This is a genomic window from Candidatus Stygibacter australis, assembly GCA_030765845.1.
Classification (GTDB): Bacteria; Cloacimonadota; Cloacimonadia; order Cloacimonadales; family TCS61; genus Stygibacter; species Stygibacter australis.
The window spans coordinates 1-16,784 of the sequence record JAVCDJ010000268.1; the positions used below are offsets into that span (position 1 = coordinate 1).

7 protein-coding genes are annotated in these 16,784 nt (G+C 38.0%); all 7 read left to right on the forward strand.

Annotation, left to right across the window (positions count from 1 at the left end; genetic code table 11):
* A partial coding sequence (locus RAO94_13445) for a T9SS type A sorting domain-containing protein (protein ID MDP8323345.1) occupies positions 1–2,737 on the forward strand: 2,737 nt, incomplete at its 5' end.
* A gap of 168 nt (positions 2,738–2,905) precedes the next feature.
* A complete protein-coding gene (locus RAO94_13450; protein ID MDP8323346.1) occupies positions 2,906–3,070 on the forward strand; it encodes a hypothetical protein in 165 nt (54 codons plus the stop codon).
* Between the two features lie 194 nt (positions 3,071–3,264).
* Positions 3,265–6,207, forward strand: coding sequence for a hypothetical protein (locus RAO94_13455; GenBank protein ID MDP8323347.1), 2,943 nt, complete (start codon positions 3,265–3,267; stop codon positions 6,205–6,207).
* A 47-nt stretch (positions 6,208–6,254) separates the two neighbouring features.
* Entirely contained in the window at positions 6,255–9,101 is a 2,847-nt protein-coding gene (locus RAO94_13460; GenBank protein ID MDP8323348.1) for an ATP-binding protein, read from the forward strand.
* Complete coding sequence (locus RAO94_13465) at positions 9,091–10,464, forward strand: sigma-54 dependent transcriptional regulator (protein ID MDP8323349.1); 1,374 nt, start codon at positions 9,091–9,093, stop codon at positions 10,462–10,464. The genes RAO94_13460 and RAO94_13465 overlap by 11 nt, the downstream gene beginning before the upstream one ends.
* A 199-nt stretch (positions 10,465–10,663) precedes the next feature.
* A complete protein-coding gene (locus RAO94_13470; protein ID MDP8323350.1) occupies positions 10,664–13,066 on the forward strand; it encodes a right-handed parallel beta-helix repeat-containing protein in 2,403 nt (800 codons plus the stop codon).
* Positions 13,067–13,130: 64 nt separating this feature from the next.
* Positions 13,131–16,784, forward strand: a 3,654-nt coding sequence (locus RAO94_13475; protein ID MDP8323351.1) for a hypothetical protein, incomplete at its 3' end; no start/stop codon positions are given.

The following is a 16,784-nucleotide window of genomic DNA, read 5'->3' on the forward strand; positions in this document are numbered from 1 at the left end:
CACAGAGATTGGAGAAAGTGATGCTGAAATGACAGTAACGCTGACAGGTGCGGGATCCTCAAATTATCTGGAGGGATATGTGTATGGTAGTAAGACAGCATTACTGCAGAAATTTACTGGTGAACGCTATCCTGACGGGTTCAATTCACGTACTGCAGTAGTGTGGGGTTGTGAGGAAACTGGCAGTGTGACAGGAGATTTGGACTTTGATATGACTGGAATTATAGGAATAACAACATTGGGAAATTCAATCCTGATGTGCCGAGATGATGCTGTTGACAGTTCCTGGGAATCTGTAGCCGGAGCTACCCGGAATAGTAGTGTCTGGTCAGTTACAGGCGTCACTGCATTTAAGGAATATACCATTGGCTATGATAAAGCATTTAATTATGCCGGACTGGTAAATGACACCAATACAAATACTATTAGTGTAAGTATTTTATCAGTTGATGATGTTTCAGGTCAAGTAAGCTGTGGTGGCGGAGTGTCTGGAGCACCCAATCAGTTAACCTGGTATTGGGGTGATGGTGAGACTTCTTCCAGCTTCTTTAATGCAAGTCATACATATAGCAACACCAGTCTAAATTATCTGGGTGAAGTAGTAGCTTCCTGGAATGATGGAACACCTTCAGTTTCTGCTGAGTTCGTGATCAGATTTAATAACATAGTAATAACATCTCCAATAACAATTCCCACTAACCTTACGGTAACAATTCCCAGTTCATCTACATTTCTAAGTAATGCTCGATTAGGTTCTGGAAGCACAAGTTATGATCCATTTGGCAGCAGTTATTTCACAGATAACACGATCACCAGAACAAACATCGAATATGTGCTTGGTGTGGCTGCAGTTACAGAAAAAGAACTGGCAAATAATGATATAATAAGTATTAGTCCTCCCGGTTTTAACAGCGGTTTCCCTCATGTTTTACTTCGTAATGGAGATGCCGGCACAGGCATGTCATCATTATGGTACACAGATCCTATTGCCTTTATTGCCGGGGATGATGCAATAGATGGAAGTTCAATTAGCTGGTCTTCATTCTTCCATGAGATGGGGCATAATTTTACTTTGAATTCACCTGCAGATTACTGGTTTGGAGGTAAGACGGATGGTAATGCCAATGCCATATTGTCTGAGACACTGGCACAGGTATTTGCCCATGCCGCAGGTTATGAGATCGTGAATGGAGATTATGGATTTGATGTAGCATTGAAAGATGAGATTCGTAGCAGCTTGGAAAGTTCATTTATGACATTGAAAAGCGGAGCAGCAGATTATGATTCTTTCTGCAGTTGGAATGATCCCAGCACTACCGGAGTGGATGAGACGCTGGAGACCTTCATGAAATTAGCCTATAAATTCATAGAGAAAGTGGAAGCAACCACTGGTTCAGATTATGATGTAGATGCTTATAAAGTCCCAGTTCAAAGATTGATGAGTGTATTACAGCAATTTGATGAAGAATTGCATGATGAGTATGATTCTTCAGTAAATTCGAGTGATGGAGCAACTTTCCGTTCGACATTTATGGTCGCAGCAATATCTTATGGAGTAGATCAGGACTTGCGCAGTGAATTTGCTGCCTTAGGTTTTCCCATCAGCAATTACTGGTATGAGCGACTGATAGATAATACGGTAAATCCACCAGAGGAAGTAGAAGAAGAAGTAGGTGAGAATATTACTGCCCCAATTGAATTACCAACTGCTAATCTGGAAATGGCATTTACAGGCAATCATGCAGCAACAACAATTGCTGCTGCCCGGTTCAGTTGTCAGCCCTCCACCTATGGTAATCTGCCTGGTGACATAATGACAGTCAGTTCTGAGCGATATTGGCAGATTGCTTCATCTGCGGGCAATGTAGGTACATTTGACATGGAATTTGATTTAACTGGTATGACTATCTACAATATGTTTGGTTTGACGATATTGCGAAGAAACAATTACACTTCAGAGTGGGAAGATCTGGAAGATATAGCAGGAGTCGTGAAGAATTATGAGGGTAACAGTATTGTATTCTCTAACATACCCTATTTTTCATCAGGCAGCAGAGATGAAGCTATTAGTGAATATGTTCCTGCCGGAGGTGAAGATGCTCTTCTCCCAGTAACCCTTTCTTCATTTACAGCCACCTTACAGGAGAAAATACCTGTACTGCTGTGGACAACAATGAGTGAAAATGGTAACAGTGGTTGGAATATTTACAGGAATACTGAAGAAGATATTAATAGCTCACAGAAAATCAATGCTGAGATAATAAGTGGCGCAGGTTCATCATCAAACGCCACTAACTATCGTTTTGAAGACCAGTATGAAGTAGTAGGGGAACAAAAATACTATTACTGGCTGGAAAGTGTAAGTTACTCGGGTGATACGGATAAATTTGGTCCAATCGCTCTCCAAATTCCTGGTGGGGATGATGGGCAATCTCCAGATGTTCCATTAACTTATGGACTGCTGGGAAATTATCCCAATCCATTCAATCCTCAGACAACAATCAGTTTCTGTCTGGAAAGTCCGGGACAAGTGAAGGTAGATATCTTCAATTTAAAGGGACAGAAGGTACGAGAACTATGTAATCGAGAAATCAGCGATAGTGAAGTGGATCAGGTAATCAATCTGGTATGGGATGGTAATGATAGCCAGGGAAGATTAGTATCATCAGGAATATATTTTGCTGTAATGAACTACGCTAATACAGTGGAAACAGGCAAGATGATTCTGTTGAAGTAAAGGGAGTCGTGAGACGTGAATCGTGTGAGACGTGAGTCGAAGACTGGACTTCAGAATGACCGAACTCGTGAATATAGAAGATGAAGTTAGGTGATTATATCATTAGCCACCAGTTTTTTAACTGGTGGCTAATAATTAGCTCAGGTTTCGCAGATTAGTACAGGAGTTTTGAACGGTAATCCGGGCTGGACTTCGGGACGACTTGATAAACGGGAGATTAATGTAATATCAGGCTGGGAGTACCGTTCAGGGGTTTTGCGTAACCAGAGCTTCCAGCTCTGGATTGGATTTGAATGTAATCCAGACCAGGATGGTCGTGTACGCAGGAAATGATTGATGAATGGGAGATTGAATTAATATCAGGCTGGATTGTCGGGTTTATTTACATTACTTGAATTGGTAACTGGGTAGTTGACAGGTCGTCCAAAAGTCTTGCCCAGAGTACTGTTCAAAACTCTTGTTCTCAGCGTGTAATCCGTAAAACCGGGGATTGTGGAATATGAACAATGTTGTAAAAAGGAGAGATATTGAGAGGAACTTTACTTTTATTAATATTCGTCATTATAGCTGGCAGTCTTTGTGCTACTGACTTATATGTTGGCTCAGGAGAGGAGTTCCAGGAGATTGGTGCGGCAATACAGGCGGCGGAGAATGGTGATAATATCTATGTTTATGAAGGGTATTATCAAGAAAATCTTTATATTGATAAAGACATACAAATTATTGGAATAGACCAGCCGGTATTATCAGGTGGTATGATAAATAGCTTTCAATACTGGGCAGTAAAATTTGCGGGTAATATCACTGCAGGTTTTTCCGGTTTCACGATTGTAAATTCACGTTGGGGAGGGATACGAGTTATATCTGAAGCTAATGTCAATATCAGCAATAATACGATCACCACAGAATCGGGTGCTATTGATAGACCGATAGAAGTTAATGGGGCAGGTGATGTCGTGATCAATGATAATGTTTTAAGTGGTGCAACTTATAATTTTATAGAAATCCAGCCTTCACCGTCACAATCAGTTACGATCCACGAGAATGTATTCTTGAATATGGGTTCCAGCATGCTGCGAAATCAACAGGTTGAGGAGATAGATGCAAGGTTTAATTACTGGGGTAGTGAACACGGACCAAGTCATTATACTAATCCTACCGGAGATGGTTTTTTTATTTCTGACAAAGTAGAATATTTTCCCTGGTATCGGGACGAAGAGCTTGGTTCATTAATGCAGTTTGGTGATGTAATTGCCGGTGCAATTGAAATTGAGCTAAGTTCAGGAGATTTTTTTGATAGCCAGGATACCGAGGCTTTTCATGATTATTATTCATTGCCTTATGGAGAAGATTACAAGGACATAGTATATTCTTTTAATATAGATGAAAATTTTAATCAGTTACTGAATATAAATATAGTAGAAGCAGATTTCGATACTCAGATAGCTTTATATTATAATACGAATGAGCCTGATTATGATAATGCTGTGGAGTATGATACAAATGCAGATGATATGCTTTCATCATTGACTGATCTATCACTAAATAATGGTAATTATTTCCTAATCGTGGATGGTTGCAGTTCGGCGGCTGCCGGAACTTACCAGATTGAATTTGTTCTGGGAGATGAAATAACGCCTATCTGCGAATATGGTGAAATAACTGCTACATACCAGTTAGAGACAGATAATGTTCTGATCGAGTGGTTTACATTATCTGAAAATGATAATTCAGGCTGGAATATCTACAGATCAGAGATCAATAATATCAGCACTGCCCAGACAATAAATTCTGAATTAATACCTGGGAGTGGGAATAGTAATGAAATTGTTAATTATGATTTTACTGATGAATTACCTGTTATGGAATTTTGTACATATTACTATTGGTTGGAGGTTAATGATTTCTCCGGAAACACTGTGCTCAGCTCAGTTTTTCAGATTCAGATTCCGGGAAATACAAACCAGGAGTATTTTAATTTTAAGGAATATCTGTTTGGCAGTATTTCCACACTGTCCTTAAATGTCACTGAAATGGATGAATATGGCAATGTTACGGTTAGTGGAGGTGTTTCTGGATATCCTTATACTATAGAATGGGACTGGGGCGATAATACAAACACATCCGGGTTTTTCCCTCAAACACATCATTATGAAGATATAACACAGAATTATATTGTTGAAGTTACAGCATTGTATAATAATGGGTATAATAATAATCAGCCAGCCCAAAGCAGTGTATTGGTAAGATATGTAGAAGTTTCTGAAGATAATTTCATTGAATTACCGGCAATTACAGAAGTAACTATTCCGGAGACAATGATTCCGTTAGAAACCGTTCCCGGCTTTGGATTACCGGCAGGTTTGACTTTTTTTGATGATAGCTTCTTTACCATTTATAACCGCTCAGTGATTGAATATATACTTTCCGTTTGTGCAGATATTGAATTTGATTTTGTGAATGGCGATGTCTTTTTGACTAATGACGGTTTTAACCAGGTTTTGCTGCGAAACCCGAATTTTGGGGGTATGAGTTCGCTATGGTTTACGCGCCCGGTAAGTTTTCAATCCGGCGATTATGGAATTGGCAGCTCTATCCAGTGGTCCTCATTTTTTCATGAAATGGGGCATAACGTGACTTTGAATATGCCAGCAGAATATTTTTATGGAGGCAAATCTGATGGACCTGCCAATTGTATATATTCTGAGACGATGGCACAGATATTTCAGCACTCAGCAGCTTATGAGATACTTAATAGTTGTCTGGGAGATGAAAACGAATATGGCATACCAGTTGATCTGTCTTTTGAAGTAGAAAACTCGGCAATATCAGCAATTGGGATAATGCGAAGCTTTTATGAACAGTATATTAATGAAGGAATGAATTTCTGTGCCTGGAATGATACGGGTACGCCATCTTATGATGAAACTTTGCCGACTTTTATGACTCTTGCCTATAGATTTTGCCTGCACGCAGAGGCTAATATTGATGGAGAATATACAGAATCCGGCTATAGAATACCCCTGCAAAGGATGTGTGCATTATTGCAATTATGGGATGAGGAATTACATTCTTTATGGAATCAGTGGCAGGATGACCCTGAGGCAGGAATTTTTAGATCAACTCTGATGGTAACGGCAATTTCTTATGGATTTAATCAGGATTTAAGAGAGGAATTCAGTGGGTTAAATTTCCCTATTGATGATGCGATGTATGAGTATCTAATCAGCAGTATGAATGAATATATTTTGGGAGATATAGATAATAATGGTATTGTGGAGGCTTATGACGCCTCTCTGATATTGATGTATTTTGCGGGACTTGATCCTGAACCTTTTGCTCCTCTGCCCTGGGAAGAATGGCGAATTGATTGCGCTGATGTAGATGGAAATGACGCAGTTGAAGCTTTCGATGCTTCTCTGGTATTAAGATATTATATGGGGATCATTGATGAATTCCCAATTGAGTAAACAGAGATAATGATTGACTTGCTGTACCAAAAACACAAACTTACTAAATGAAGAATAAAATCTGTGTTTGGGTGGTCTTGCTGTTTGTTTCAGCAAATCTCTGGGCAACACTTTCTGATTCTGACTCTGTAAGGGAAATCAGAAAAATGTATCAGAGTTTGGAGCAAAGCAGGACTGATCAAGTGAAATTGACAGAATTCAAGACAGAGATTGATAATTTGATCAGGGAAGCAGAAATTACTGATGATAATTACCTTGCAGGAATAGCCTACAGATATTATGCTCTATATAATCTGCTGGTTAACAATTCTGATGAATTCTTACCAAATATCAGGAAATCTACTGAACTCTTTGAGAAAGTGTCTGCAAATGAAGAAATCATTAAGAACAAATTAAACCGTGGTAATTTCTATATTCAGAACCGGGAATATGACAAGCTTGGGAACAACAGTTTTTCCACCCTCTATGAAGCTTTAGAGCTCAGCTATGATATCAAAGATTATGCACTTACTGTAAGTTCCTATTTTTATTTAGGTTATATATATCAAAACAGGTTTATCGAATACGATGAAGCAGTGAAATGCTATGAAAAGGCAATTGAGTTATTGTTGAAATATAAAGTGGAATTTCCACTATGGAAATTGTACAATAATATTTGTAACTGTTATATATATACAGAAGAGTATGATAAAGCCCGGGAATTCTTAGATGATTTACAACAGATTTTGTTGGTTAGTGAAGTTACTGAATCTGATTGGAGGCAGTATTATCTCAATTATGGGATTTTGGAAAACCGACTGCATAATTATAAACTGGCAGAGCAATATACCCAGAAAGCTCTAAAGACAGCAATCCAGCATTCAGATATCAAGATTATTGAATTATGTTATCAAAATTTAATAGAATTGGGCAAACACACTCAGAAACCAGAATTAGAGAAAAAGTACCTTTCACTTGCTTACAACTATTTTCAGGAGCACAATTTCCTAAATCAACAGTTGTTGTACGGTGCTTTGTTAGGACGATTTTATCTGGAACAAGGGCAGCTTGATCAGAGTCGGGTGCAACTCACAGAGATAGAACCGCTTCCCTCAAAAGCTCATAATTACCCTATTCTCAGGGAATATTATCGAACTATGGCAGACTTTCATGAATCAGCAGGGAATTATCAGTTAAGTCTGGAATTTGAACGGAAATTTGGAGTTTGTCAGGATAGTGTATTGGATGCTGAGCACAAGCTTGATGTGGTGCGAACTGTGAGTAGACAAAGTTTGGCAGAGAAGAAACTTGAGATCAGGAAACTCCATGAAATCATTAGTGTTCGCCGGCAGCGAGAGCACGATATAATCTATTTCTCAATAGCTTTTGCGATATTATTATCAAGCATAATTTTTCTATATATCAGATTGAATATTAAGAAGAAAAAACTAATTGAAGAGCAGCAGAAACATATAAGCAGTATCACCAAAATGTTGAATATCAGAAATGAATTAATAAATTTTGATGAATCAGAAACTGAGAGTATCGAAGGACTTGTGAATTGGGTTATTGATCTTTTAAGACTGGTATTTGAAGAAACTAAAAATATCGAGATAACGGTTAAGATTGGTGATTATGAAAAGACTGATAATCAGTTATCAGGTGATGCCCAGGTAATTCAGAATGTTCCCATTAACAATGATTATCTACAAGGTTTTATCAGGATCAGAGGTAAGCATAATATCGGAAAAAACATTCCGCAGCTTATTCCTGGTATCCAGCAGTTTGGCACGCAGATAATCAAAAATCTTCGTTTTATTGAACTCAAGAAACAGCTTCAGGATAATGAAGTTAGATTTAGGAGCATATTCAGTCAAATCCGGGAAGGGTTGGTTATAGTTGATACTAATTACAAGATCAGCGATTGGAACGCAGAAGCAGAACATATATCACTACTTGCTAGTGAGGATGTGATTGGAAATGATATCCGGCAAGTTATTGAACGGATAGTATCCGGTGATGGTACTCTTATCTGGCAGAAGCTTACAGAGGACTTTGGTAATGAAATCCAATTTGAAGCTACTATCCAGAAAATAATGAAATTCAAAGTCTTCCCAATTATAATCGACAAAGTAAATTATTTTTGTCTCTCAATTATGGATATCACGTATCAGGAAGAATTGAAAAGTCAATTGATCTTAAACGAGAAAATGGCAAGTTTGGGAATAATGACAGCTGGAATAGCCCATGAGATAAATCAGCCATTAACTACTATCACCTTTACGATGGAAAACCTGATTCGTAATCTGCAAGAAAATAAACTTGATCAAAATACATTATTGATAAAAGTTAATCATTTGCAGGAAAGCATGGACCGATTAACAGATTTTATCCAGAAAATTTTATCTTATACCTCTCAAAGTACATCGTTCAGCGAACTCTTTGAATTGAATAATAGAATTGATGAAGCACTGAAGTGGAATTTGACTCAGATTCACAATAATAATATAAATATTATAAAAAAATATTCAGAGAATAAAATTTACCTGAAAGGCAGCCGGATAAGATTTGATGAAATAATTATTAACCTGATCAGTAATGCTATAACCTCTCTCAAAGAAATACGATCTCAAAGAGAAGTGCTGATAACTACATATTTTGATACTCAATATGTCATTATTAAAGTCAAAGATAATGGAATAGGAATTGAATCCGAAAATCTAAATAAAATATTTCTGCCGTTCTATAGTAATCGTACTCAGGAAGATAGCACTGGACTGGGGCTTTCAATAATTTATAATGTTGTCAAAGAAATGAAGGGAGATATTCAGGTATTCAGTGAGAAAGGAAAATGGTGTGAATTTGTGATAAAATTACCATATATATCCGTAAATGGAGAGATAGATGAATCGTGAAAAAATATTGATAGTGGATGATAACCGTGGTATCCTGATGGAAATTGCCAGATTCTTGAAATTAGAAGAATATTCTGTATATACTCTGGAGAGAGCTGACAATATAGATGAATTTATAGTTGAAAAATCAATAGATATTTTAATTCTTGATATCAGGCTGCCTGGCAAAGACGGTATGAGTTTATTGCAGGAGCTTGAAGGCAAGTTTCCAGAATTATCTGTAATCATGATTTCTGGGCATGGTGACATGAATACTGTTATTCAGGCGATGCGTTACGGAGCATTTGATTATCTAATTAAACCATTTAAACCCAAGGATTTACTTATTGCAGTGGAAAGAACTAAAAGATATCACATTGTTAGACAGCAGCTCAATCAGGTGAGTAGGCAGACCAGTACAATTAACGATCTTGAATATCACAAAATACAGCAGAATTTTATTGGTGTAAGCAATCATATCAGAGATATTAAAAAGGATATTTGCCTGATTGCTCCATATATAGAAACCAATGTAATGATAACAGGTGAAAGTGGTACGGGAAAGGAGATCGTAGCAAAACTTATCCATTATGGTAGTCCACTTCATAAAAAGCCAATTATCGCAGTTAATTGCAGTGCCATTCCTGAGAATTTACTGGAAAGCGAGTTTTTCGGACATGTGAAGGGGGCGTTCACTGGAGCTACGGAAAACAAACAGGGTTATTTTGAACTTGCTAATGGTTCTACCCTGTTCTTGGATGAAATCGCTGATATGCCGTTGAATATGCAGGTAAAGCTCCTGCGTGTGATTGAAGAAGGTGAGATTATGCCAGTGGGTTCTTCCAAAAAGAAAAAGGTGAAAGTTCGGATTTTATCTGCAACTAACCAGTCTATTCAGGAAATGATCTCGGGACATAGTATTCGTAATGATCTTTTGCATAGACTGAATACATTTACCATGCAATTGCAGCCTTTAAGGGAGAGAAAGGAAGATATTGATCTTCTCTTTTCACATTACTTGAAATTCTATGCCAGGAAGTTTAAAAAGAAACTTCCCAGAATTGATAAAAGTGTAATTTCTCAACTTCGCCTTTACTCCTTTCCCGGAAATGTGAGGGAAATGAAGAATATGATAGAAAGAGCTATGATAATCATCAGGGATGATAATGTCTTGATGATGGTAGACTTATATTTTTTACCTTCGGAATCTGGGGATGATATTGATTCTGATAATCTAAATTTAGACTATCATGAAAGGAAATTGATCGAAAAAGCCTTGAAGCAGTCAAACGGTCACAGAATAAATGCAGCAAAATTATTAGGTATTTCCCGAGATGCACTTAAACGACGAATAAAAAAGTATGATTTCGAGCATGATGAATAGCGTTTTCGCCCATTATTACACGTTTTCGCCTGAAAAACAGCTGAAGAATTATATCAAATTGATCATTTTCAGGATGAAGACAGCGTAAATTATATAAAAATAATGAAATATGAATTGTGTGATGTATTCCTCACGGTTTGGAATAAGACTTGCATTAATATTTTATGGATTATATAAAAATACTTTGGAGAGGTGAAATATGAAAAAAGTAATTTTACTTATTACACTGTTTGCTTTTTTAGCTCTGGGAGCTGAAATTATTACTGTTACAGGTGATGAAACTATTCAGGATGCCATTGATCGCGCTGCTGATGGCGATACAGTCATAGTTCCAGAAGGAACTTATGCTGGAACTATTCTGATCGAAAAGAATTTAGTATTGCAGGGAGAGGGAAATGCAATACTTACTCCACCTACAGATTTTGGTTCTGCCAATAGTCTTTTGATTGTTCGCGGTGATAATGCGAATGATGCTATTGTAGTAACAATTCAAAACTTGAATATTCAGAACAGCGTAGATAACCCAATCAAATATGGTGTTTTCTTCTGGGAAAACCTGACGGCGTATTTCTATAATAATACAGTGGAAGGCTTCAATATTGAAGATGGTACAAGTTATGGTACAGCGATTATTTGTCATGATTCTAATGGCGGTGAAGTAAGTGGAAATACTTTTACCAATAATGCTGGTTCAATCAATATATCTAATAGTGTGAATATGCTAATTCAAAATAATACAGTTTCTGAATTCACCAAGTGGGGAATAAGCAGCGGTTCGTCTATTGATTGTACATTTACAGGTAATTCAATTTCATCCACTCAGGAATATCTGCTTTATGGCTTTTTGATTGGAAATAGTTCATATGGAATCCTGGTGAATGATAATGATATTGATTTACCTACATATTCACTGCTGATAGAGGGATCTCATCCAGATAGTCTATATAATGTCCGCCCTTATGGTATTTCTGTAAGCACTGGTGGAGATTTTGATAATACAATCCAGGATAATGTTATTGAAGGTTGTGCTCGTTCAATTGAAAATGAATCCAATCAGTTTGGTTTAATTACTATTACTGGTAATACTTTTGGTGAAATGGTAAGCCCTTCTTTTGCAGCCATTTTCTTTGATGGTGGAAATGCAAATATTGTCGAAAATACTTTCGCTGATACTGTTCGCTCTATAGAATTTGTTAATACCGGCAATATCAATGTAACCGGCAACATTTTCACAGGTATGAGTTATGATGGTCTCTCTACTATTAATTTGCAGCATGACTGTTTTGGTACTGTGACTATTTCTGAAAACTCATTTGGAGATAGCCGCGAAGTTAATATCTGGAACCAGAGTTCTATGCTTACTGGTGATACGCTCGATGCCACTTATAACTGGTGGGGTGATATATATCCTTTAGATAATATTGTTGACCTAACTGCTCCAATTGCTCCTGATACTACCTGGACACCTGCTAAGCCTGTGGACTATACACCCTGGTATCTGGATGCCACTATGGACGAACTTGTCTGGTCTGTAGATACTACTATTTCAGCAGATCTTAATCCTGGCTGGAATCTGTGGAGTTCTAATATCACAATTGTAAATGATTCAATTGAAGTAGTTCTAGCTCCTATTATGGATAATCTGGTTAAAGTGAAAAGTATTCTGGAAAGTTATGATCCTGATCTTCCATCTACTTTTAATACATTATCAACTATTGATAATGGAAAAGCATATTGGATCAATGTTGATGCACTGGTTACTTTAGAGCTTAGTGGTACTCCTTTGGCAGTTAGTACAGATATTGACCTTTCATCCGGCTGGAATCTTGTTGCATTCATTCCTCAAGAAGCGTATGCTGTTGAATATGCCTTTGCCATATTGATCAATAATTCCCAATTGGTAAAAGTGAAAAGTATTATGGAAAGTTATGATCCGTTGTTACCTTCTACCTTTAATACTCTTGAATTTTTAGAACCAACAAACGGTTACTGGGTAAATGTAAATACTGACCTGATATTCCACTATCCTGAAGCTGCCAGAAGTGCTGTAAATACTACTGAACACAATTACTACTGGAATCCTGTGATTTATACAAATAGCACCTGTGCTTATGCTCATATTGACCTCATGAATGGTCAGATTGGTGCCTTTGTAGATGGAGAATGCCGGGCAGTAACAGAGATCACTAATGGTTATGTATCATTGGTCATCAATGGTGAAGAACCTGAAGCAGTTCACTTCAAATTATTTCACAACGGTAGCGTAACTGAGCTTGATGCAAGTATAACTACTGCTCCGGGGGAAGATATCTTCTTTGAATTTGAGAGCTATATTCCTGTTTCTACTCGCTTAAATGGAGCATATCCTAATCCATTCAATCCTGAAACTACTATCAGTTTTGAACTCGCCCAGGCTTCTGATGTTGCCATTAATATCTATAATGTCCGCGGACAGAAAGTAGCTGAACTGGTTAATGATCATTTTAATACTGGTGTTCACAGTGTCACCTGGAATGCTGCAAATCAGGCTTCTGGTGTATATTTTATGAGACTGCAAACTGATAATGAATCGACTACTCAAAAAGTTATCTTGATGAAGTAGTATAATAACAAATGTAGGAGCAGACTTGCGTTCTTTGCGGTCTGCTCTTTTTTTTATCTAAAATATGAAAAAATGTATAATTTGTATAATAGTATTATTTGTCACAAGCCTCTTAGCACAGGATTTCTCCTATTCACCATATATCAATGATCAGAGTATTCAGCTCAATCTTTCAATCAATGAGCAGGTGCTGGAAACAGGATTTGTGGAAATCACCGGATACATTGAAGGCTCTCCCGAGCAGCTTGCCTGGGATTGGGGTGATGGCAGTCCGGTGGAATACGGTTTTTTCCCAAATGCTCATATTTATCAGGATCTACAGCAGGATTATTTATTAACCGTAACTGCCAGCTACCCCCAAGGATATAATGGCTATTATGAATATTCCAAAGAGAAATATCTGCGTTTCACTGCTATTCAGATAAATCCAGTACCGCTTAATGAAGATCTCTTAGTATATATACCTGAAACCAGTATTCTTTTAAGCAGCAGGATGCCAGGTTATGGTATTCCGCAGGGTCTGGAAGGTTTTTCTGATGACGAATTTTCACTCTGGCAGCGTGATGATATTGAATATATGCTTTCTCTGGCTGCCAGTTTGCAATACTATTATGCTAATAACAATATATTTCTAATTAATGATGCTTTTCATCAGTTTATGCTGAAAGATGAAGATTTTGCTGGGATGTATTCTCTCTGGTACACTTCCCCGGTAGCTTTTGGGGTAAGTGCTTCCACTTTGGCATCCAACATAGGCTGGTCATCTTTTTTCCACGAGATGGGGCATAATATCACCTTGAACAGTCCCGCTGAATATTATTATGGTGGTAAAATTGATGGTTGTGCCAATGCCATTTTTTCGGAAACAATGGCTCAGATATTTCAACACATCACGGGTTATTATGTGATCAATGAAAGTGCTCAATATGGACTTGATGCAGGCATTGCCAGTAATATCACAGATTCCATGGAGCAGTCTTTTCAAATACTGCGCTTTAATCGGGATATCTATCTGTATGGAAATGATGATCCTAATGATCCCTGGTTTGATTGTGAACCACTCCAGTATGAAAGCTGGAATGATCCGGGAACTACCTGGGATGAAACGCTCTATACCTTTATGACTCTTGCCTATGAATTCTTTGTGGTGGCTGATTCGCTGCAAGTGGAGTATCGCGTTGCCATAAAAAAAACTATGGAACTGCTGCAGCTTTTTGACTCTGAACTTCAGATTGCCTGGGGTGCCTCGGTCAATTCACCAGCAGCAGAAGAAGTACGTGCTACTCTGATGATAGCTGCATTTAGTTATGGATTTAGTGCTGATCTGCGGGAACATTTCACTGATTTGGCTTTTCCAATAAATGATGAACTGTTTACTCAGCTTACTGGGAGAGTTACTGGTGGTATCACTCTTGATTTTCCTGCTTCTTTTGTTGTACAGGAAGATGATGACCAATACTGGGATATTTCAGGAAATTACTGGTCTCTGATGCCAGAAAGCCTGCAATGGCAATTCACAGCAGAAAATATAAATTGTTACATTGATAATGATTCACTGCTTGTTCAACCAGAGCCTGATTTTTCCGGCTATAATTATATTATTGTTCAAGCGAATAGTCCTGAATTGCAGTTTTCCTGCTCAGATACATTCCTGGTATATGTAGCTGCTGTACCCGACCCACCGTATATCGTTGGGCAGATTCCAGAATATGCTCTTAATGCTAATGAGCAGGTACAATTAGACTTGCTGGACTATTTTTCAGATCCAGATCTGATATATGGAGATCAGCTTTCTTTTACGATTGATGCCCAAAATGCAGAATACAGTCAGGAAGATAATATACTTAGTATTATTCCTCCGGCAATATGTTATGGTTTCGATCAGATAACTGTTACTGCTACAGATATTTCTCAAAACACGATCTCACAAAGCTTCATTGTGAATTACATTAGTGATGAGTTTGATAATTTCAATTTTTATGATGTTATTATTGGTAATGGACTTCAATTACAAATCAATATTGATTATATAATTCCAGAAGAAAACCAGGTTTTCATCAATGGCTGGGTGCATGGCTCTCCTGACTCTCTTACCTGGGATTGGGGTGATGATACGCAGCAGACAGCATTTTTCCCCTGCTACCACACATATCAAAACCTTGATACTAATTACCTGATCCAGGTTACTGCTCATTATTCCAATGGCTTCAATAATAATCAGCCACTCACAAGCAGTTTGGTAGTTATAAATGAAGCCTTCAATGAAAATATCGGTATTAATGACCCATTTGTGCAGGTTACTATCCCGGATCATGCTATCCAGTTTGGCAGTCGTATGCCAGAATACGGTTCAGGTGAAACGCTTTCATTTTTTGAGGATAATACATTCACAAATATGACCCGTTCCCAGATAGAATCCGTGCTCACTACTTCTGCCTATATCCAGTATGATCTCTGTAACAATGATGTCTATGCCCCGGATGGCAGTTTCCATCAGGTTGTGATGAAGGATGCTGGTGCTATGGGGCTATACAGTCTTTGGTATCTTGATCCGGTGTGTTTTGGTGCAAATGATGCCTCGCTGGGTGTAAATATCCAATGGTCTTCCTTATGTCATGAGATGGGACATAATTTCACGCTTAACTTTCCGGCTGATTACTATTACGGCGGTAAAATAGATGGACCGGCAAATTGCCTTTATTCTGAGATTATGGCACAAATATTTCAGCATGTGACGATTGCGGTGCTGCTTAATAATTATGAATTTTATAATATTCCTTTTGAGATTGCTCTCAATATTCAGCAAAGTGGTGAAGCGTCAGCCTCGCTGCTTCGAAGAATGTATGACTGGTATTGCGATGGCATTTATGATCCTGACACTAATTCCTGGCTTCTGAATCCTCTCACCTTTGAAACCTGGAATGATCCCTTCACAGCGAATGATGAAACGCTATACACCTTTATGTCTGCTGCTTATGTCTTTATGGAACAGACAGAATTGAATGATATGGGTTACCGTATTCCGCTCCAGAGAATGATGCGTCTTCTGGCTACTTTTGATCAGGAAATGGCAGATTCATTTGCTCAGAACGAAGATTCCCCTCAGGCGGACAGTTTCCGGGCTACTCTAATGACGGCTGCTATCTCTTATGCCTTTGACCTTGATCTCAGACAACGTTTCCGCGAGCTAAATTACCCGGTTTCGGATATTATCTATCAGCAATTGCTCGATAGAGTGCAGCCCTATATATATTTACCTCAAACAATTTCATTGGCTGCCTCAGAGACCATTACTTTCCCAATCTCAGAATTTTCCGGTAATCTTCCCCGGCAATTCTCGATTATTGCTGAAGAATGTGAGCACTTCTCTATTCAGACCCTGGCAGATAGCCTGATCACTATCACTGCTCCAGGAAACTGGCTCGGTTCAGAATACTGCACAATAGAAATTATGGCAAACAACACTATAATAGCTAATGATCAAGTGTTGTTGATAGCAAATGGACTGGGTTTTGGGCCTGACTGGCTGGTTGTAGATTATCCGGATTCTACTTTCATTTATACCTCAGCCACATTAGATGAAATCACAATATCAGAAGATGCGATACTTGCGGCGTTTGCTGGTTCAGAATGTCGTGCTGTCCAGATAATAAATGATTCCCTGATTATACTCATTGTGCATTTAGCAGAGGACACCAGTCTTGATTTCCAGCTTTAT

Bases quoted from the DNA above. Each gene is read 5' to 3' on its own strand.
- RAO94_13470 (MDP8323350.1), top strand. From the start codon at position 10,664: ATGAAAAAAGTAATTTTACTTATTACACTGTTTGCTTTTTTAGCTCTG.
- RAO94_13465 (MDP8323349.1), top strand. From the start codon at position 9,091: ATGAATCGTGAAAAAATATTGATAGTGGATGATAACCGTGGTATCCTG.
- RAO94_13460 (MDP8323348.1), top strand. From the start codon at position 6,255: ATGAAGAATAAAATCTGTGTTTGGGTGGTCTTGCTGTTTGTTTCAGCA.